At 51.0% G+C, this 18,474-nt stretch carries 18 protein-coding genes; 8 read left to right on the top strand and 10 right to left on the bottom strand.

The features are described 5' to 3' along the window. Positions 1-109: 109 nt before the first annotated feature. Positions 110-2,116 carry an FG-GAP-like repeat-containing protein gene (locus tag A0W33_RS12450; protein WP_139237171.1) on the bottom strand — a complete coding sequence of 669 codons (2,007 nt, stop codon included), beginning with the start codon at positions 2,114-2,116 and terminating at the stop codon, positions 110-112. A 256-nt stretch (positions 2,117-2,372) separates the two neighbouring features. Between A0W33_RS12450 and A0W33_RS12445 the strand changes: the two genes are divergently transcribed. Both A0W33_RS12445 and rsgA read left to right on the top strand, forming a co-directional pair. Continuing rightward, entirely contained in the window at positions 2,373-3,626 is a 1,254-nt protein-coding gene (locus A0W33_RS12445) for a 3-deoxy-D-manno-octulosonic acid transferase (RefSeq protein ID WP_229802172.1), read from the top strand. Continuing rightward, positions 3,623-4,546 (top strand): ribosome small subunit-dependent GTPase A, encoded by a 924-nt coding sequence (gene rsgA, locus A0W33_RS12440; RefSeq protein WP_068838435.1) that lies wholly within the window; start codon positions 3,623-3,625, stop codon positions 4,544-4,546. Before A0W33_RS12445 ends, rsgA begins: the two co-directional genes overlap by 4 nt. 80 nt (positions 4,547-4,626) lie before the next feature. On the opposite strand, the gene A0W33_RS12435 is transcribed toward rsgA, so the two are convergent. Next, positions 4,627-5,280, bottom strand: coding sequence for a fasciclin domain-containing protein (locus tag A0W33_RS12435; protein ID WP_068838434.1), 654 nt, complete (start codon positions 5,278-5,280; stop codon positions 4,627-4,629). Positions 5,281-5,434: 154 nt separating this feature from the next. On the opposite strand from A0W33_RS12435, the gene A0W33_RS12430 reads away from it, so the two are divergent. Beyond that, on the top strand, positions 5,435-5,893 hold the full coding sequence (locus A0W33_RS12430) for a peptidylprolyl isomerase (RefSeq protein WP_068838433.1): 459 nt from the start codon (positions 5,435-5,437) through the stop codon (positions 5,891-5,893). 336 nt (positions 5,894-6,229) lie between these two features. After that, on the top strand, positions 6,230-7,534 hold the full coding sequence (locus A0W33_RS12425) for a dicarboxylate/amino acid:cation symporter (RefSeq protein ID WP_068838432.1): 1,305 nt from the start codon (positions 6,230-6,232) through the stop codon (positions 7,532-7,534). Here the strand turns inward: A0W33_RS12425 and A0W33_RS12420 are convergent. Then, positions 7,512-8,234 (bottom strand): hypothetical protein, encoded by a 723-nt coding sequence (locus tag A0W33_RS12420; protein ID WP_068840103.1) that lies wholly within the window; start codon positions 8,232-8,234, stop codon positions 7,512-7,514. The two genes, A0W33_RS12425 and A0W33_RS12420, sit on opposite strands and share 23 nt — an antisense overlap. 210 nt (positions 8,235-8,444) lie before the next feature. Here A0W33_RS12420 and A0W33_RS12415 point away from each other — a divergent pair, with 210 nt between their 5' ends. Continuing rightward, a complete protein-coding gene (locus tag A0W33_RS12415) occupies positions 8,445-8,735 on the top strand; it encodes a hypothetical protein (RefSeq protein WP_068838431.1) in 291 nt (96 codons plus the stop codon). Between the two features lie 68 nt (positions 8,736-8,803). Here the strand turns inward: A0W33_RS12415 and A0W33_RS12410 are convergent, their stop codons facing one another. The 3 genes from A0W33_RS12410 to A0W33_RS12400 all read right to left on the bottom strand — a co-directional run bounded on the left by A0W33_RS12410 (position 8,804) and on the right by A0W33_RS12400 (position 12,042). Further along, positions 8,804-10,327 (bottom strand): sigma 54-interacting transcriptional regulator, encoded by a 1,524-nt coding sequence (locus A0W33_RS12410; RefSeq protein ID WP_068838430.1) that lies wholly within the window; start codon positions 10,325-10,327, stop codon positions 8,804-8,806. A 93-nt stretch (positions 10,328-10,420) separates the two neighbouring features. Beyond that, positions 10,421-10,894, bottom strand: a complete 474-nt coding sequence (locus A0W33_RS12405) for a hypothetical protein (RefSeq protein WP_068838429.1) — start codon at positions 10,892-10,894, stop codon at positions 10,421-10,423. A 47-nt stretch (positions 10,895-10,941) separates the two neighbouring features. After that, the gene (locus A0W33_RS12400) at positions 10,942-12,042 is read right to left on the bottom strand and encodes a vWA domain-containing protein (RefSeq protein ID WP_068838428.1); all 1,101 of its coding nucleotides are present in this window, start codon (positions 12,040-12,042) and stop codon (positions 10,942-10,944) included. Positions 12,043-12,195: 153 nt separating this feature from the next. Here A0W33_RS12400 and A0W33_RS12395 point away from each other — a divergent pair, with 153 nt between their 5' ends. Then, entirely contained in the window at positions 12,196-12,477 is a 282-nt protein-coding gene (locus A0W33_RS12395) for a DUF427 domain-containing protein (protein WP_068838427.1), read from the top strand. Between the two features lie 122 nt (positions 12,478-12,599). Here A0W33_RS12395 and A0W33_RS12390 read toward each other — a convergent pair whose 3' ends face one another. From A0W33_RS12390 to A0W33_RS12375, 4 genes are all read right to left on the bottom strand, one after another. Continuing rightward, complete coding sequence (locus A0W33_RS12390) at positions 12,600-13,580, bottom strand: acyl-ACP desaturase (protein WP_068838426.1); 981 nt, start codon at positions 13,578-13,580, stop codon at positions 12,600-12,602. 189 nt (positions 13,581-13,769) lie between these two features. Further along, the gene (locus A0W33_RS12385; RefSeq protein ID WP_068838425.1) at positions 13,770-14,714 is read right to left on the bottom strand and encodes a glycosyltransferase; all 945 of its coding nucleotides are present in this window, start codon (positions 14,712-14,714) and stop codon (positions 13,770-13,772) included. 2 nt (positions 14,715-14,716) lie between these two features. Continuing rightward, positions 14,717-15,832: a DegT/DnrJ/EryC1/StrS family aminotransferase gene (locus tag A0W33_RS12380; protein WP_068838424.1), complete on the bottom strand. Its 1,116-nt coding sequence runs from the start codon at positions 15,830-15,832 to the stop codon at positions 14,717-14,719. Between the two features lie 278 nt (positions 15,833-16,110). After that, positions 16,111-16,524, bottom strand: coding sequence for a sugar 3,4-ketoisomerase (locus A0W33_RS12375; RefSeq protein ID WP_068838423.1), 414 nt, complete (start codon positions 16,522-16,524; stop codon positions 16,111-16,113). 108 nt (positions 16,525-16,632) lie between these two features. Between A0W33_RS12375 and A0W33_RS12370 the strand changes: the two genes are divergently transcribed. Both A0W33_RS12370 and corA read left to right on the top strand, forming a co-directional pair. Continuing rightward, on the top strand, positions 16,633-17,250 hold the full coding sequence (locus A0W33_RS12370; RefSeq protein WP_068840102.1) for an IMPACT family protein: 618 nt from the start codon (positions 16,633-16,635) through the stop codon (positions 17,248-17,250). A 67-nt stretch (positions 17,251-17,317) separates the two neighbouring features. Further along, positions 17,318-18,448, top strand: a complete 1,131-nt coding sequence (corA, locus tag A0W33_RS12365; RefSeq protein ID WP_068838422.1) for a magnesium/cobalt transporter CorA — start codon at positions 17,318-17,320, stop codon at positions 18,446-18,448. The last annotated feature ends 26 nt before the right edge of the window (positions 18,449-18,474 follow it).

Genomic DNA, 18,474 nt, shown 5'->3' with positions numbered 1-18,474 from the left:
TGCTCTATAGTTCACTTCATAAAAGCAGGCTGATGTACTTAAAAAACTTTCATGATAGACTATTGTGTGGTATGATTTTCTTTCAAAATAGATACCAATTTATAAGTTATCATTCTTTTAAAATCTTCATTTTTTTGTTACCGAGAGAAATGATATACAACCCTGGTGCAAAATCTTTAAATGAAATCATTCCGGTGCTATTGAATGGCCCATGATATACTGTTTGCCCTTTGGCATTAACAATTCTAAGAATTTCATTATTAAAGCTTCTCCATTCAATCATTAAGTAATCACGAACTGGGTTAGGATATATAGACACCAAGGGATCTTGTTCAAAAATACCCGTTGGTTTACTGATAGTAACCGATACAACATTGGAATAGGTTGAGAAACCTCCTGCCTTCGTAGAGGCAACTCTATAGTAGTATGTGCCACTCCCCTGTAGTTCGATATCAGTAAAGAAATTATCATTCTCCGGTACTACGGAGACAGGCTTAAAGCTACTTTCATTAGCTAACGACCTTTCTACCCTAAAGCCTATCTCATCTGATGAACTATCATCCCAACTTATCTTAACCTCTCCTATACCGGCTTGGATTGCGGTGAGGTTTTTAGGAGCTTTTGGGAAATCTGCTTCTGTAACTTCAATAAATTTGTTTATAGGATGATTAATAAACTCCTGAGTGCCATGATGTGGCCATATCACTTGAAGCGTATCAATCTTTTTCGCCGACCCTAATCCAAAATGTATATTAAGAGAATTCTGAGAGTTGTTACCAGTTTTTGACTGAACTGTTCTCATCTGCCATTTCCCTCCACTTTTAACTTTAACAACAGCTCCTATAGCAGAACGGTTAGAATTAGTACCTTTTAATTTGATATTTATCCAGCCATTTTCATTCGGTTTATTCTCATAAAGGATATCATTGGCTGGCAGTCCATTTCCATGAGCGTTCGCAACAAAAAAATCCAGTGAGCCATCTTTATTATAATCTGACCAAGCTACAGCCCAAGAATAGTTTTTATTGGTAATACCTTGTTCTAGAGATACATCAGTGAAAGATTTCCCTTCATTATTCTTAAGTAAGCGTGTACTCCCCTCTTCGTCACTACCTACTATAACAAGATCAATCCAGCCATCATTGTCAAAATCACCCCATGCTGAAGAAGATGCCCCAAAATTAGTTGCCGCATTACGTACTTCTGTAAATGTTCCGTCACCATTATTTGCAAAAAGTAAATTGTTGCCGTTTACATTGTTTTGAATCAGCACATCAAAATCGCCATCGTTGTCATAGTCGGCCCAAGATGCCCCAACAGAGCAACTTGACTGCAGCAGAACACTTTGTGTTACACTTATAAAAGTGCTATCGCCTTGGTTAGAATATAGAAAGTTATTAGCGCAGTAGTTGGGAACAAACAGATCCAAAGTGCCATTGTTATCATAGTCTATCGCTGATGGATCAGTTCCACTTCTTGCTGTGGAAAAATTTTTATCGCCCGAAACTTTTGTAAAAGATTCGTCTTTGTTATTTAAGTAAAGTATGTTTCGAGCATTATCAGAATGTGGGGAGGAAGTCACAAATAAATCCACGTATCCGTCCCCGTTGAAATCTCCCCAAAGCCCCCCGCTGTAGAGGTTATCAAATGAGAAGGATGTAGTAGGAACTGACATTGTTTTCGTAAAAACTCCACCTCCTGCATTCTTAAATAGAAAGGCCTCGTGTTGGTTGATTATAAAAGCATCTATTAAACCATCATTGTTGAAGTCTGCCCATGTTGAACTCCTGCCTGTCCCCTCCTCATCAATCAGATTACCAGTTGTGACTTGTGTAAAAACACCCTCTCCATTATTATTAAACAATACATCCCGTGTTGAAAGCTCTCCTTGAATAGGATAAGATACAGTAATGAAGAGATCATCATCTCCATCATCGTCATAGTCAGTCCATGAAATCCCCATAGATTCTACTTCGTCACTGGAAACCGGGCTGTTAGAAACAACTTTAAATTGAGCTGAAGCAACCAACGCTCCAAATTGAAGCATAAAGACTAAGAATGTTTTCTTTAGCATAAAGGGAGAAGTAAACGGAATGATTAATAGATAGTAATTCACGTTAATAGTGAAGATCAAATATATGAGTCATGCAATAAACTAGCAACTGCCAATTAGAATCTAGGCTCAATGAGTTCTAATTGGCAGTTTTATTTTTCGCAAACTATGATTCTCAGCACTACAATAAAATTCTTGGTAAAGGAGGTTATCTATGTATAAAGATGTGCTTCAACAGGTAGTTTGGGGCAATTCTAAAAACCTCTACAGTCCGAGTACAAACTTGTATATTTGCAGCCACAATCAAACTACACCATACTTGCCAAAATTACTCTACGACATCGGGCTGAAGGCTTACGAAACAGGCATGGCGCTGGCGGCTCCTTTTAACCAAAAGGCGAAGCTGATGCGGCAGGGGCGTGAGCGGCAGTTCGATAAGTTACGAGAGGCACTGCAAATCAACAAGGAGCCGCTCGTGTGGTTTCATTGTGCCTCGCTTGGCGAGTTCGAGCAGGGACGGCCAGTGATGGAGGCGTTTCGGGAGGCTTCCCCCAAGTATAAGATCCTGCTCACCTTCTTCTCCCCTTCCGGCTATGAAGTGCGCAAGAACTACCCCGGAGCCAACTACATTTTCTACCTGCCGCTGGACAGCGCCTCAAACGCACGCCAGTTTCTTGATATCGTGCAACCGAAACTGGCTGTATTTGTGAAGTATGAGTTCTGGCATTATTACCTGCTGGAGCTGCAGCAACGCCAAATACCCATTCTTTCCATTTCGGCCATTTTCCGGCAGGAGCAGGTTTTCTTCAAACCTTATGGCGCTTTTTACCGCAACATCCTGCAGCGCTTCACGCACATTTACACTCAGAATAAATCCTCGCTGGAGCTGCTGCAACGTATAAACATTTCCCACGCAAGTATAGCCGGCGACACCCGCTTTGACCGGGTGCTGCAAACAGCGGCCTCCGTAAAGACGATTCCGAAGGTTGAAGCCTTTGCCGCCGGGCAGTTAGTGTTTATGGTAGGCAGCAGCTGGCCTGTAGATATTGATGTGCTGTTGCCCCTGATTCAGAAGTATAGCGCAAGTATAAAATTCATCATCGCGCCGCACGAGGTGAATGCGGCAAGTATAAACACGGTGATGAAAACAGTGGGAGCCGGTGCCATTCGTTTCTCGGAGGCCAGCGAGGCAAGCGTGGCCAGGTATGGTGTGCTGGTGATCGACAACATCGGTATGCTTTCCTCCCTCTACAGCTACGGCACTTACGCCTACATTGGCGGGGCGTTTGGCAAGGGATTGCACAACACGCTGGAGGCAGCGGTGTTTGGTCTTCCGCTGTTCTTCGGGCCCTCCTACGGCAAGTTTCAGGAGGCGAAGGACCTGGTGGAGTTGGGCTGCGCCTTCCCTGTGAACAGCAGCGAGGAATTGCTGAAAGCTTTCGAGGAAGTCCATGAAACACCGGGGCTGCGCCAAAGTATAACAATCAAAGAAAAGACATACGTACAAGAGCAGGCGGGCGCCACGACCAGGATCATGGCCGACATAACGCGCCTGCTTAACGAAGCCAGATGAAGGGAGTAGTAGTAAAATCGACGGGATCGTGGTATTTGGTGCGCGATGCGGAAGCCAACCTGCACCGGGCCAGGCTGCGCGGCAAGTTCAAGAACAAAAACCTGAAAGTGAGTAATCCACTCGCCGTGGGCGACCGCGTGGAGTTCGACGTGGAGACAACCGGCGAGGACACAGCCGTAATTTACAAGATTGAGGACCGCGAGAACTACATCATCCGCCAGAGCACGCACAAAACAGCCTATTCCCACATCATTGCCGCTAACCTCGACCAGGCGCTGCTCATTGTTACGCTGGTGTCGCCGCGCACCTCCTTTGGCTTTATCGACCGCTTTCTGGTCACCGCTGAGGCTTATGATATTCCGGCCATACTTATCTTCAACAAAACTGATTTGTACGATGAGGACGTGCAGGAATACCAGCGGCAGATTGCGCACATGTACGGGCAGATCGGCTACGACAGTTTAGCTGCCTCGGCCGCAAACCAGGAAGGCATAGAGGAGATTCAGGCGCTGCTGCAAGGCAAAACCACGCTGCTTTCCGGCCACTCCGGCGTAGGCAAATCCTCGTTGATCAACCTGCTGGTGATGGACCTGGCCCTGAAAACCGCCGAAATCTCCGACTTCTCCGACAAAGGGGTGCATACCACCACCTTCGCCGAGATGTTTGAGGTGAACGAAGACACCTACATCATCGACACGCCGGGCATCAAGGAACTGGGCATTGTGGATATTCCGGCGGCACAGCTAAGCCATTTTTTCCCGGAGATGCGCGAGCGCATGAACCAGTGCCGCTTCAACAACTGCACCCATTTCAACGAGCCGGGCTGCGCCGTAATTGAGGCTGTGCGCGGCAGCGAGATTTCCCTTACCCGCTACGAAAGCTACCTGAGCATGCTCCACAACCAGGACAACCGCAAGTAGAACCGGTATCTGCGTACGTACTCATAAACAGAAAAGGCAGGCACTTTACAGTGCCTGCCTTTTCTTATGTTTTTTTAACGTTACTGCTTGTTTACGGCAAGCACTTTATCGATCACATGGATCACACCATTTGCGCTCATCTGATCCGCCTCCGATACCTTGGCACCGTTAATCATCACATCATTGCCTCTTTTGGTTACCTTCAGCGATTCGCCACCCACAGTTTTCAGCATGGCACCGTCTTTCAGGTCGTTCGCGGTTAGCTTTCCAGCTATCACGTGGTTGTTCAGGATTTCGACCAGCTGAGCTTTGTTCTCTGTTTTAGTCAGGTCCTCCAACACGTTTTCCGGCAATCCCTCAAAGGCGTCGTTTACCGGGGCAAACACGGTATAGGGTCCTGTGGCATTCAGGGTTTCCACCAGGCCTGCCTTGCGAATCAGCGATGCAAGCGTCTGGAGTTTGTAGTTAGAGGTGATGTTCTCGGTGATAATCTGCGTCGGCATCATCTCGTGCCCGCCTATTTTCGGGTTGGTGTCGTCCAGGTTGCCCTCGTCGTTTTTAGCGGATGCGGTAGAAGGGTTTGTGCCACGGGCATAGGGTTCTTCACGGCCGGTTGGCTCAGAGCTTTGCTCCTGCATTTCGTTCTGGCTGTTACTCTCGTCAGTGCCGCAGCTCGCGAGGCCGAAGCCCATCAGCAGGGCGAAAGCGTATGCTATTATTTTGTATGTCTTCATAGTTTTTATACTTGTTGTGCGTTGCGTTTTATTTTACGTGCCAGCGTGGTGCCGGCACAGCCGTATACCAGAAGCAGACGGTCTTTAGCTCTCTTAAACTATAAAATCCGTACTTTTGTTATCAACATCAATAAAACACATAACGACACATACCATGAAAACTGCAGAAATACATACCGGCAAAGGTGTAATGAAGGTGGAGTTTTTTGAAAAAGACGCTCCAAAAACTGTTGAGAACTTCACCAAGCTTGCCAATGAGGGCTTTTATGATGGCCTTACGTTTCACCGCGTAATTCCGGACTTCGTAGTGCAGGGCGGCTGCCCGAACACGCGCGAAGGAGCCAAAGGCGTACCAGGAACAGGTGGCCCAGGCTATAAGATCGACTGCGAACTGACCGGCGAAAACCAGTACCACGACCGTGGCGTGCTAAGTATGGCGCATGCCGGCCGCAACACCGGTGGCTCCCAGTTCTTTATCGTGCACAGCCGCAAGAACACTGCCCACCTCGACAGAAACCACACCGTTTTCGGTAAAGTGGTGGAGGGCCTGGAGGTGATCGACCAAATCCGCGCCAACGACCGCATCGAGAAAATAGTAGTGAACGAGGCTTAATTCGTTAGCCTATCAAAGTATAGCGCCGGCTCCCCAAAAGGAGTCGGCGCTTTTTATTTGTACCTGCTGCACACCGAAGAACTACCATATCCTGCGTCTGCCCATAGTTCCGCCATACCGGAATATCCTTGCATAAAAGAGCAAAATTACCGCTCCTGCCATGCATCCTGCGTATTTATCCGTAGCTTTACCCTAGAGCTGTTCTGTACCCAAAGGGGATTATCCTGTTTTGCCCTCCCCGGCTTTAGTTGGTGCTAGGCTTCTGTATAACTAAAACCATACTTTACGATAAAGTGGCCGCAGCCTTTGCGCGGCACACAGACCTAAACTGTGCGTATGAAGAAACTTGCTTTACACTGGCAGATCCTGATCGGCATGGCTCTTGGCATTGCCTGGGGAATGGCCGCCAGCTACCTTGGCTTCGTGGACTTTACCCTTGCCTGGATCCAACCGTTCGGTGTTATTTTCATCAACCTGCTTAAACTCATTGCCGTGCCGCTGGTGCTTGTCTCGCTCATTACCGGCGTCTCCAGCCTAAGCGATATCAGCCGCCTTTCCCGCATCGGTTCCAAAACCATCAGTATTTACCTGGGCACCACGGTGCTGGCCGTTACGCTGGGGTTGGTGCTGGTTAACATCTTCGATCCGGGCAAAGCCTTCTCGCCCGAAAAGCGGGAGGAGTTTAAAGAGCAGTTCGCCTCTACCACCGTCCAAAAATCATCCGACGCGGCCGCTGTGGAGCAGCAGGGGCCACTGCAACCGCTCGTAGACATAGTGCCGAGCAACATCTTCGGCTCCCTTACCGATAACGGTGCCATGCTGCAGGTTATCTTCTTTGCCCTCCTTTTCGGCATAGCCCTCATCATGATTCCGCCGGATAAGGCTGCCCCGGTAAATGACTTTTTCGAGGGTGTAAACCTGGTGATCCTGAAGATTGTAGACATCATCATGAAAACCGCCCCTTATGGCGTGTTTGCCTTGCTGGCGGGACTGGTGGTAGATTTCGCCGGCGATGATCCCGGGTCTGCCGTGGAACTGCTGCTGGTGCTGGGCTACTACTGCCTGGTGGTGATTGCAGGCCTGGCCACGATGATCTTTATCGTGTACCCGCTGCTGGTGGTGTTTATCGGCAAGACGAAGTATAAAAGCTTTTTCGAGGGCATATTCCCGGCTCAGATGCTGGCTTTCTCTACCTCATCGAGTGCGGCCACGCTGCCTGTAACAATGGAGTGCGCCGAAAAGAACCTGGGCATCAACAAAGAGATTACGAGCTTTGTGCTTCCATTGGGAGCAACCATCAACATGGATGGCACCAGCCTTTACCAGGCAGTGGCCGCTATCTTTATTGCCCAGGCTTACGGCATTGAGCTGGATATCATGGCGCAGTTGGGTATTGTGATGACGGCAACGCTGGCCTCTATCGGAGCGGCCGCTGTGCCCGGTGCCGGTACGGTAATGCTGGTGATTGTGCTGCAGCAGGCAGGAATTCCTGTGGAAGGCATCGCGCTTATACTTGCCCCGGACCGTATCCTGGATATGTGCCGCACCACGGTGAACGTGACCGGCGACGCGACTGTAGCGATGCTGGTTGCCCGTACTGAGGGGCAGCTGCACCCGCCTAAAGAGATAACAACAACGTAGCGTACAACCCTGCCCCGAGCGCGAAAGCCCAGTAGCGGCTTGCGCGCTCCTCGGGCAGTTCCTCCTTCATCACGTTCAGGATCACGCCGCCACCCACAAACGCCATGAGCAGGGCAATGGCTGATTCTGATATCTGCAGGAGGTAACCTACTACCCAGCCCGCTACCAGCGCCACCACCAGTACCCAGCGCCCGATGCGCTTGTAGCGCTCTTTGTGGTGCTCCTGCAACGCGTAGTCGTTCACGATGAAGTGGAGGGCCATGGCAATGGAAAACAAGATCAGTTCCTGCAAAGCACCTTCTTCCCGCTGAAACAAAAGGTAGCCGATCAAGGCATTGTAGATGGCAAAAGAGCCGATGTGTATCCAGAATACGCCTCCTGATGGCTTTTGCCCCTTTCCCTGCTCCTGCTTGTCTTCGATGACAGCCCGCTCCAGTCCATAGAAAAAAGCCAGGCCTATCAGTGCCATCAGGTACACGTGGTGCTCCAGAAAGCCACCCAACCCGCCGAACTCCTTAATATGCGCCTGCCCCTCGCTGAACTCCGGGAACAGGTGCAGGAAAACGTAGGCTACAGACACGCCACCGGCAAGCGAAAGCCACACGCTGCGCGGCAGCCCTTCCAGAAATCGAAGCCGCGTACCAAAGAAGTGAATAAGCGCCAGCACCAACACCGGCCAGATCGAAACGTAGTTTTCCATACCCCCTGCTACTTTGATTCTCCCCATTAAGTTTTCCGGAGCAGCAGCGTAGCCAGCAAGTATAAAAGTGGGAGCGGATGTGCTTAAAGGGAAGCTCAGTGTTTATACATGACCGCCAACCGTTGTTTTCGTAAAGGGGAATGAGTATAAACATATAGAAAGGATGTATACTTAGAAAGTTACCAAAAGCATCCCCAAGAAAGCGCTAATATGAATTTACAGAGCTTTAAAGAGAGCCTGCAGGCCAGTTCGCCACCTGCAGGAGCTTCGGTATACTTGCAGGCGCTGTGGTACGCAGCGAAGGGCGACTGGAACAAGGCACACGTGCTGATTCAGGACCTGCCAGACCAGAACGCCGCTTGGATACACGCTTACCTGCATCGCGAGGAGGGTGACACGTGGAACGCGGACTACTGGTACCGCAAGGCAGGCAGAAAAAGAGCAGAAGTTACTCTACAGGAAGAGTGGGAAAATATTGCAGCAGCACTCATTGCCCATTAGAAAAAGAGTGGCAGGTGCTGATGCAACTGCTACTCTTTTTTAACTCAAAACTTATAAATCAGAACTAATCAATAGTCCTCGTCTTCCTCCTCTTCTTCGCCGAAGCTTGGCATGGTGAACATACCACTTAGCAGGTCTTTAAACTGAAGGCCGGTGCTGAGGCGGTTTTTACTTAACTGGCTGTGCTCAGCAAGGCCGTGTAAGGCAAACTCCATCATAAACAGTTTCTCGTCGCCTTTTGCCTTTGGCTGCTGCTTCTCAACCAACTCGGCTAGGCCCGGCACTTTGTTCAGCGCATTCTTGTATTCCTCGCCCGATGCATCACTCAGTACATCCAGCGTATTTCCATCGCCAAACCAGCCGGTAATGGTTTTGTAGGGATTTCCCTGTTTTGACTTCTTGGCTTTGTCCGGGTCCGGGAAGTAGGCAAGGAATTGCGTGCGGATGGCCTTGCCCATGAGCACCTGCGCCACATGGCCCGCTCCCTCCTGCTCGCCCTCGTACACCAACTCCACCTTACCTGTTACCGAAGGAATGGTGTTCAGGAAATCAGACACGCGCACATAGGTTTTGCTTTCGCCGTTGAGCAGCGCGCGTCGTTCGGCGGCACTTAGTAGGTTCTCAAAAGCAGATATTGTCAGTCGGGCTGATACACCGCTTTTGGCATCCACATACTCGCTCTCGCGCGCCTCGAAGGCCACCTGCTCTATCAGGTCGCCGATGATGTCGTTGGTTTTCACGAGGGAATCCTGTCCGGCCTTTACTCTTGCCTCCTGGCTCGTGATCTTCTTTCCCGTTTGAATATCTTTCGGATAGTGCGTGATGATTTGCGAATCGATACGGTCTTTCAGCGGTGTCACGATGGAGCCACGGTTGGTATAGTCTTCCGGGTTGGCCGTAAAAACGAACTGGATATCGAGCGGCATGCGCACCTTAAAACCACGTATCTGAATGTCTCCTTCCTGCAAAATGTTAAACAGCGCCACCTGGATGCGCGCCTGCAGATCGGGCAGTTCGTTAATAACAAAGATGCCCCGGTGCGAACGCGGGATCAAGCCGAAATGAATCACCCGCTCATCCGAATATGGCAGCTTCAATGTGGCCGCTTTTATCGGGTCCGCATCACCAATCAGGTCAGCCACCGACACGTCGGGTGTGGCCAGTTTCTCGGTGTAGCGCTCCGAGCGGTGCAGCCACTCAATGGCCGTGTCGTCGCCGTGCTCATGCACCTGGTCTTTGGCAAAACGCGAAAGCGGCTGCAGCGGGTCGTCGTTCAGTTCAGAGCCTTTTACTACGGGTATGTACTCGTCCAGCAAATCGATCATCTGGCGGGCAATACGCGTCTTCGCCTGGCCGCGCAAGCCCAGCAGGTTCACGTGGTGCATCGACAGAATAGCGCGTTGCATGTCCGGAATCACCGTTTCCTCATAGCCCCAGATGCCCGGGAAAATCTCCTCCTTGTTCTTCAGCTTCTGAATCAGGTTACGGCGCAGCTCCTGCTTCACGCTCTCCGGCTCGTATCCGGCTGCTTTAAGCTGGCCTAATGTTTTTAGCTGCTGTAGTTTCTCTGCTGGAATATCTCGGTAGTTCATGTATCAATTATCATTTATCAATTAACACACCAACTGATGTGGTATGTCATAAATCAGTTTTATGTTGATTTGTTTTTACGGCACGAGCCGGTTTTAGTCGGAAGTGGTCAGGCTGCGGCTGTTTTGCAACCTGCTTTGCCACCAGATCCACACCAGGCGCAGCGCTTCTCCCAGCAGCAGCACGTCCACCACCTGTGGCACCACCGACACCACCACATGCGCCAGGCTCAGCGTATAGCCGCCGCTGTTGCCCGAAAGGTGCCAGATGCTGTATTCAAACACCAGCCAAAGTATGACGGCAAGTATGGCAAGCAGCATCACCACAAACAAGGAGGCAACGAGCTGCTGCAGCACCTGCAGCCACCGCTCCTGCCCTGCCGGCAATAAACTTTCAACGCCCCTGATAGCCAAGTGCGTGCCTAGCTGAAAAAGCAGGAAAACACCTAAAAGCACCAGACCCGGTAATTCTGTGAGTATGGCAAGTATAGCACCTCCCGTAGTCAGGAAGACCAGTACTGTTTGCATCAACAGGTGCGGGAGTATAGTAGGTGCGGTTAGCTGCTTCATGTAAGTGCCGGATAATGCGCTTTGCTGTGAAATGGCAGCGGGTAACGTTAAAATGTCTTTTTGCGGTTCTGCCGGTAATCCCGGAACACCAGGTGCCCTAAGCCTTTGAGACTGCTGTAATAAGCCTGCCCGTTGTTTACCTGAGTAAACTCATCCACAAACGCCTTCAGGTACGGGTCTGAGGCAATCATAAAGGTGGTGATCGGTATCTTGATGCGGCGGCACTGTGCAGCCAGGTTCAGCGTCTTGTTCACCACTTTGCGGTCCAGGCCGAAGCTGTTCTTGTAATAGTGGAGCCCTTCTTTAAGGCAGGTTGGCTTGCCGTCGGTGATCATAAAGATTTGCTTGTTTGGTGTCTTTCGCTTGCGCAGGATATCCATCGCCAGCTCCAGCCCCGCTACGGTATTGGTGTGGTACGGCCCAACTTCCAGGTAGGGCAGGTCTTTCACCTCTATCTGCCAGGCGTCGTTTCCAAACACAATCACATCTAGCGTGTCCTTCGGGTACTTCTGGCGGATAAGCTCAGCCAGGGCCATGGCTACCTTCTTGGCAGGCGTAATGCGGTCCTCGCCGTACAAAATCATGGAGTGCGAGATATCAATCATCAGCACGGTAGCCGCCTGCGTTTTGTGCTCCGTCTCGTTTACCTCCAGGTCCTGCTCCGTGAGTTGCAGATCACCGATACCGTGGTTTATCTGGGCATTGCGCAGCGAGTCCGTCATTGAGATCTGCTCGATGGAGTCGCCGAAGCGGTATTCGCGGCGGTCGGTGCTGGCTTCGTCGCCGGTGCCGGTGTGCGGTGTAGCGTGGCTGCCTTTGCCGCCTTTTTTCAGCTTGCCGAAGATTTCTTCCAGCGCACTTTTGCGGATGCCCTGCTCACTCTTGGCCGTTAGGCTGAAGCTGCCTTTCTTCTGCGGGTCCTCATCCAGGTAGCCTTTCTTGCGGAGGTCTTCAATAAAGTCGCCGATGCCGTATTCGTCACCAGTCAGGTTATACTGCTTGTCCAATGAGCTGAGCCAGTTCAATGCCTCGCCCGCATCGCCGGAGGTAATGGTTACTAACTGCAGAAATATCTTGAGCAGCGACTCAAAGCCGGGCTTATCGTCCTGCGGGGGTACAAAATCAGTAAATCGGTATCCTATTGCCATTTTATCAGGGTTTCAAAGTATAACACACGGCGCTTGCGCATTGTTCGGTAGTTGCCGCTGTAAATGGTGGAAACTATTGCCCGCGATGCAAACATTTGCCACATGTTGCTAGTAGTACATCGTAGTGCGCCATCCTCTAAAACGAATTTAAGTATGAAAGCGATATGGAATGAAAAGGTAATTGCCGACAGCAACGACACCATTGAAATTGAGGGAAACCAGTACTTCCCGCCTGAAAGTATAAACAAGGCCTATTTCAACGAAAGCCACACGCACACCAGTTGTCCCTGGAAAGGCGAGGCCTCCTATTATCACGTAAACGTGAACGGCGAAACAAACAAAGATGCCGCCTGGTATTACCCTAACCCCCGCGATGCAGCCAAAGAAATTAAAGGTTATGTTGCTTTCTGGAAAGGTGTGAAAGTGCAGGAGTAATGGGTAATGAATATTGATAAATTAAAAGGTTCTTCATACTAGCCCCGATTCGGAACCCAAGCAAAAAGGCCAAAGACGCTTTCGCATCTTTGGCCTTTTCTTTTTATTTAAACTCTTTCTAGCTAGGCGATCCAGCGAAATTTGTACTCCAGCGATGGTACGCGCATGCGCTCTGCTACGCGCTTCAGGCGTGCTGGCAGGGCCATCACGTAATCGCGGGCACGCTCACCGGCTTCGTCCAGCCCGGAGAGGGCCTCAATCTTCCACTCGGCTATCAGGCCTTCCAGAATATCGGTGTAGTCGGCAGAAGTATAAACGCCTATTCGCTGCGCCGCATCGGTGAAGTGGCCGAAGGTCTTGCCCATGTCCACACCCAGCTCACGCATGTAGTGCGCTGGCATCACAATCTTTTTGCGCATCATATCTTCAAAAGCCAGCATCATCTCGTTCGGGTCGGCCTCAAATATCTTGCTCACAAATGCCTTGTACGCCTTTGCATGGCGTGCCTCGTCTGCTGCCACATGGCCGCAAAGTTTAGCCAGCTGCAAATCGCCCTGGCGCTTGGCTATCTGGGCTACGCGGCGGTGCGAAATGTTGGTAGCAGTTTCCTGGAAGCTGGTGTACACAAAAGAGCGGTACGGATCGCTGTCCGTCATCAGGTCAAAGCCATCGGCGATCAGGTACTGGGTAGACGCCTCCATTTCGCGCATGTTAACGCGGCCACTCAGATACAGGTAGCGGTTTAACGCATCGCCGTGGCGGTTTTCTTCTGCTGTCCAGCCGCGGTTCCATTTCATCCAGGGGCCGTTCGGGTCCTGTGGAAGTCCGTCTATGGTCATCAACCAGCTTTCGTAGGTTGGAAGTGCTTCTTCTGTTATCGTATCGCCGACTAAAACGGCCATCAGGTCGTAGCTCAGGTCGCGGGCGCGCTCACGTAAATCCTTTATCTCATCCAGGAAAGTATCCATGGTGGCATCAGGTAAAAGATCTGCAGGCTGCCAGCTATCTTCCACAGTTTTCAGAAACTCGGAGAGCTTTTCGCTTACGAAGTCTTCCATCCATTTTATGACTTCTGAACGAGAGGCGAGTGCTGCTGTAATCATTTTGTTGTTGTTTGATTGAGTGCCAAATATAATTAATTATCCAATATATAGTTTGTTATAACCATAAATTGGATCTTAAAAAAGCCTAATAGGCATGATTTTAGGCCTTAAAATAGTGTTTACGGATTTTACAGCTATTGTTTACCGTACAATTGAAATTATAGGTACGGCAGGTAGCAAAGCAGGATGTTACGACTTATGCCGTAGGCGGTAATATAACTCTCTAAGGAAACCCAGGTCGATATTATACTTGTTTAACACTTCGATAAAACGGTACAAAACCTGCTTCCCGGCCACTTGCTGCAACATCTCCAAGAATTGCCCGGCCTCCTTCCGGTTTCCGGTGAGGTAGGCATGTCGCGCCTCATACTTCAAGCGGACAGTCAGGGCTTCCCGTTCTTCCTGTGTTTTGATCAGCGTTGCCGCTTTCCTACACACCACAACAGTGGAGGCCAGTAAAAGGTTGCCTTTCTGGTACCAACCACTGGAAAGCGAGCGGTTGTGCACCCGCCGCTGGGTAGTAACCTCCGGCAAATAGGCATATTTATACTTGCGCGCCGACCGTACCCAGAAATCAAAATCCTCATAGGCGAGTGTTTCATCATAGCCGCCCAGTTCCTCGAACACCTCCCGGCGAATCAGCATGGAGGGCGGGCAGATAAAGTAGCGCCGCAGCACCTCGGCAAACACATCGCCATCCAGCGCAGGGAGGTGCTTCTGGCTGTGAAAGTACAGATGCGCCGAGTCGTCGGAGATGTATTCGGCATCAGAATACACAACACCATAGCTGGGGCCAAGTTGTTGAAACAATTGCACCTGCTGTGCCACCCGCTCGGGCAGCAGCACATCGTCGGTAGCGAAATCAAGTATAAACCTGCCGCTGCTGCCCCGCCAGCCCATGTTAAAAGCGGTAGTGTTGCCTCGGTTATACTTGGTGCTGATAAAGCGCAGCTGCGGGTAAGCCTGCAGGTATTCCTGAATAATGCGCACGCTGCCATCGGTGCTGCAGTCGTCCACAATCAAAATTTCCAGGTTGGGATACGTCTGGGCCAGAACAGAATTCAGGGCAGGCCGCAGAAAGCGCGCATGGTTGTAGCACAGGCAGATAATCGAGACCAATGGCAGCTGCTCCATACTTAGTGTTTCGTACTATAGAATTGTTTGATTGCCGCTATTACCCGCTGCTGCTCATGTTTGGTTAGCCCCGGGAAAAGCGGGAGACTTAAGCTGGTGCTGGCCAGTTCTTCCGCCACCGGAAAATCGCCGGGTTGGTAGCCGAGCGAAGTATAGGCAGGCTGCAGGTGCACCGGCAAGGGGTAATGGATGGCGGTGGCAACGTCCTGCTTCCGCAGCCACGCCTGCAGTTCGTTTCTGTGCTTTGTCCGGATGTTGAAGATGTGGTACACATGTCCACAATGCGGGGCGCTAGCTGGAAGTATAAGATCGCCGATTTGACTTAAGTTTTGGAGGTAAACCTCCGCCAGCCGCTGCCGCTCGCTGTTCATGGCCTGCAGGTGCCGGAGTTTTACCCGCAGCACCGCCGCCTGCAACTCATCCAAACGCGAGTTGATGCCCACCTGTTCCGAGCTATACTTCTGCGCCTCGCCGTAGTTCCGGTACTTGCGCGCAAAGTCAGCGATATCTATGTGGGAAGAAACAACCGCGCCGGCATCGCCTAAAGCGCCTAGATTTTTGGTTGGGTAAAAGCTGAAGGCGGCGCCATGGCCGAAGCTTCCGGCGAACTGATTTTTATACCTGGCCCCGTGTGCCTGAGCAGCATCCTCCAATAAGAAAACATTTCGTTCCTGCGCCAGTTGCTGCAGTGCGTCCATGTCGCACACCTGCCCGTACAGGTGTACGGCGATGATGGCTTTTGTTTTGGGGGTGATGTATTGCGCAGCGCTTTCGGCAGTGAAGTTATACGTATGGACATCCGGCTCAGCCAGTACAGGCATGGCCCCTACCTGCAGCACCGCATTCACTGTGGCGATAAACGTATTGGCCGGCACCACCACTTCATCGCCTGCTCCCACACCCAAGGCTTTCAGAAGTATAACCAGCGCATCGTAGCCGTTGCCCACGCCAATGGCGTTTCCGGCTCCCAGAAATGCGGCAAACTCTGTTTCAAAAGCCTGCACCTGTGGCCCCAGCACATACTGCTTTCCCGCTACAGCATCCAGTAGCGCCTGCTGCACCTGCGCCTCCAAACCCCTCGGGAAGTCTCTAAACTGAAAGTATGGAATCGGCTGCATGGGCTAAATCAAACAAATATTGAAGTATGGATTAGACAAAGGAGGAAAGACGTAAGGCATCAGGCCACAGGCCGTGCAGCTTATACTTACCCCAAGTTGCGCTATATGATACTAATTGGTTTCTGATAACTGGAAACCCACCCCTAACCCCTCCCAAGAGTGGAGTCCCACATAAACGGGAAATAATTCCCCTCCCCGGAGGGGTTAGGGGTGGGTTATGTTTCAACGGCGTAAGCAAATCGCAACTTAAGTTACTTATACTTTCTTAACATTATACTTTACAGCGCCCCGTGTGTCGTCAGTTTCTTAAAGTAAGCATAATCGCGGATGTAGTCTTTCTTGCTATAGTCGGTGGAGGTGAGGCAAAGGGCCGTGGCTCCCTCCGAGAAGCGCAACTCTACCCAGCACATGGCCGGCACGTACAGCCCCTGCTGCGGATGCGTCAGCTCAAACTCCTGCCGCGCATGGCCCGTGTCGATCAGCACTTTTATACTTCCGGTCAGGGCAACCAGCACCTCCTCGGTAGCCATGTTGGCGTGGTGGCCGCGGGTTGTCTCCGGGGGCGTTCCCTGCGTCCAGAACACCCGCTTTATCACGAAGGGAATGTTATCGGCCAACTGGGTGCTGGTGATATAGCCGCTCTCCGGGCTACCCACGTGGTCGAAGGAAAGCAAGTATGGTGTGGCTGGCAAAGGTCAGGCTGTTGGTATACCCGCAAAAGTAAACCATTTTAGAGAGATACGATAATTTTTACCCTTGCAAGGCTTTGGCTAACTTGCAGGTTGCCAGCAGCAGCAACCATGGAAGACACCTACAGAACCATAGAAGCGCCCTCAGAGGGTTTGTACAAAGAAAAAGGAAGTAAATTCATTGCCCTCGCTTTCCCCGTTTATTCTGAGGAGGACGTGAAGGACACGCTCGCCGAGCTTCGGAAAAAGTACTACGACGCCCGCCACCACTGCTATGCCTACATCCTGGGGGCCGACCAAACCCGCTATCGCGCCAATGACGACGGCGAACCCAACCACTCGGCCGGCGATCCCATACTTGGGCAGATGCGCTCTGCTGGGCTTAGCAATGTGCTGATCGTGGTGGTGCGTTACTTTGGAGGCACGAAACTTGGTGTCAGCGGCCTGATCAATGCCTATAAAGTGGCCGCTGCGGAAGCCATCGCTCAGGCCACTATTCTTGAAAAACACGAAACAACGCTGCTGCAGGCGCATTACGACTACCCGCAAATGAACGACGTGATGAGCCTGGTGAAGGAGTATGACCTGACGGTGAGGGAGCAGCGGTTTATGCTGGATTGCCGCCTCACCCTGGAAGTACGGAAGAGCCTGCAGGAGGAAATCACACAAAAACTAGAAGAGATGGAAGGCGTTAAAGTCGAAGAACTAGCCGACTCCCCCACTACCTGATGCCTGCTTCAACTTTATAGCTTTCTAACCTGAACTCTTTAACTTTACTTTTTCCTATACTCCCCTGATGGCCAAACGCAAGCACAACCGCTCCCGAGACAAGATCCTGCAACGCAAAGCCGGCGTAAAACCGGGCTCCCTGTTTATTCCGTTTGAGGCTTTTGCGCCGCGCTTTTTCCTGATGTCGTTTAGCGAGGACTTTTTTGAGGAGCTGGAGGTAAAGACTTACCCGGAGCTGGTGCAACGCGTTACTTCCAGACCGGATGCGCGGCATTGGATTGATATTCGCGGCTACCGGGATGAGAAGATGCTGGAACAGTTGGCCGTGGATTTTAACCTGCACCCCTTGCAGATGGAAGACGTGGTAAACGACTACCAGCGCCCCAAGGTAGAGCAGTTCGATAAAAACCGCCTGTTCATCATCTCGCGCATGCTCCGCTGGTCCACCGAAAACAAGACGCTGGAAGATGTGCAGCTCTCGCTCTTCACAGGACCCAACTATGTGCTTAGCCTGCAAAGCGATTACGAGGATTGCCTCGACCCGTTGCGTGAGCGCATCCGCGTGGGCAAAGGCGTGATCCGGAAGCGGCCAACCATCTACATGGCCTATGCCATGATGGACGTGGTGCTGGATTACTATTTCCCGGTAATTGCCGACATGGGCGATTATATCGAAGACATGGAGCAGCAGGTGCTGTTGCAGCCATCGCGCAACAACCTGGCGCTCATCCTGGACCTGAAAAGCGAGCTGGTAAAACTCCGCCGCATTGTGTGGCCAGAGCGCGATAAAATGACCGAGCTGCTGCGCATGGACGAGGAGGTAATTCACGAGAGCCTCAAAGCCTACTTCCGCGACGCCTATGACCATACCATCCAGCTCATCGACCTGATAGACAACCACAAGGAAATGGCCTCCAGCTTGGTGGACCTGCACATGTCTACGGTGAGCAACCGCATGAACGAGATCATGAAAGTGCTCACCATTATCTCCAGCATCTTTATTCCGCTAAGCTTTATTGTGGGCTTGTATGGGATGAACTTCTCACGCGAGGACCCTGAGACAGGCCGCGTATTGCCCTACAACATGCCAGAGCTGTATGAGCCGTATGCCTACCCGATTTTAGTCAGTTTAATGGGACTCCTGATCGTTTCTCAACTGATTTTCTTTTACCGCAAGGGCTGGTTCAGGAGTTTTTAGAGTGATGTTATACTTGCCGTGCGGCA

This window comes from Pontibacter akesuensis (assembly GCF_001611675.1).
Classification (GTDB): Bacteria; Bacteroidota; Bacteroidia; order Cytophagales; family Hymenobacteraceae; genus Pontibacter; species Pontibacter akesuensis.
The sequence above is the reverse complement of the archived record's forward strand: the minus strand, read 5'-3'. Positions and strand labels throughout refer to the sequence as shown.

What these genes read in the sequence shown, in the direction of transcription:
- A0W33_RS12430 (WP_068838433.1), top strand. Translation starts at nt 5,435, where the DNA reads ATGAAAACTGCAGAAATACATACCGGCAAAGGTGTAATGAAGGTGGAG.
- A0W33_RS12410 (WP_068838430.1), bottom strand. Translation starts at nt 10,327, where the DNA reads ATGAACTACCGAGATATTCCAGCAGAGAAACTACAGCAGCTAAAAACA.
- A0W33_RS12415 (WP_068838431.1), top strand. Translation starts at nt 8,445, where the DNA reads ATGAATTTACAGAGCTTTAAAGAGAGCCTGCAGGCCAGTTCGCCACCT.
- A0W33_RS12370 (WP_068840102.1), top strand. Translation starts at nt 16,633, where the DNA reads ATGGAAGACACCTACAGAACCATAGAAGCGCCCTCAGAGGGTTTGTAC.
- corA (WP_068838422.1), top strand. Translation starts at nt 17,318, where the DNA reads ATGGCCAAACGCAAGCACAACCGCTCCCGAGACAAGATCCTGCAACGC.
- A0W33_RS12385 (WP_068838425.1), bottom strand. Translation starts at nt 14,714, where the DNA reads ATGGAGCAGCTGCCATTGGTCTCGATTATCTGCCTGTGCTACAACCAT.
- A0W33_RS12380 (WP_068838424.1), bottom strand. Translation starts at nt 15,832, where the DNA reads ATGCAGCCGATTCCATACTTTCAGTTTAGAGACTTCCCGAGGGGTTTG.
- A0W33_RS12405 (WP_068838429.1), bottom strand. Translation starts at nt 10,894, where the DNA reads ATGAAGCAGCTAACCGCACCTACTATACTCCCGCACCTGTTGATGCAA.
- A0W33_RS12400 (WP_068838428.1), bottom strand. Translation starts at nt 12,042, where the DNA reads ATGGCAATAGGATACCGATTTACTGATTTTGTACCCCCGCAGGACGAT.
- A0W33_RS12390 (WP_068838426.1), bottom strand. Translation starts at nt 13,580, where the DNA reads ATGATTACAGCAGCACTCGCCTCTCGTTCAGAAGTCATAAAATGGATG.
- A0W33_RS12395 (WP_068838427.1), top strand. Translation starts at nt 12,196, where the DNA reads ATGAAAGCGATATGGAATGAAAAGGTAATTGCCGACAGCAACGACACC.
- A0W33_RS12425 (WP_068838432.1), top strand. Translation starts at nt 6,230, where the DNA reads ATGAAGAAACTTGCTTTACACTGGCAGATCCTGATCGGCATGGCTCTT.
- A0W33_RS12435 (WP_068838434.1), bottom strand. Translation starts at nt 5,280, where the DNA reads ATGAAGACATACAAAATAATAGCATACGCTTTCGCCCTGCTGATGGGC.
- rsgA (WP_068838435.1), top strand. Translation starts at nt 3,623, where the DNA reads ATGAAGGGAGTAGTAGTAAAATCGACGGGATCGTGGTATTTGGTGCGC.
- A0W33_RS12420 (WP_068840103.1), bottom strand. Translation starts at nt 8,234, where the DNA reads ATGGAAAACTACGTTTCGATCTGGCCGGTGTTGGTGCTGGCGCTTATT.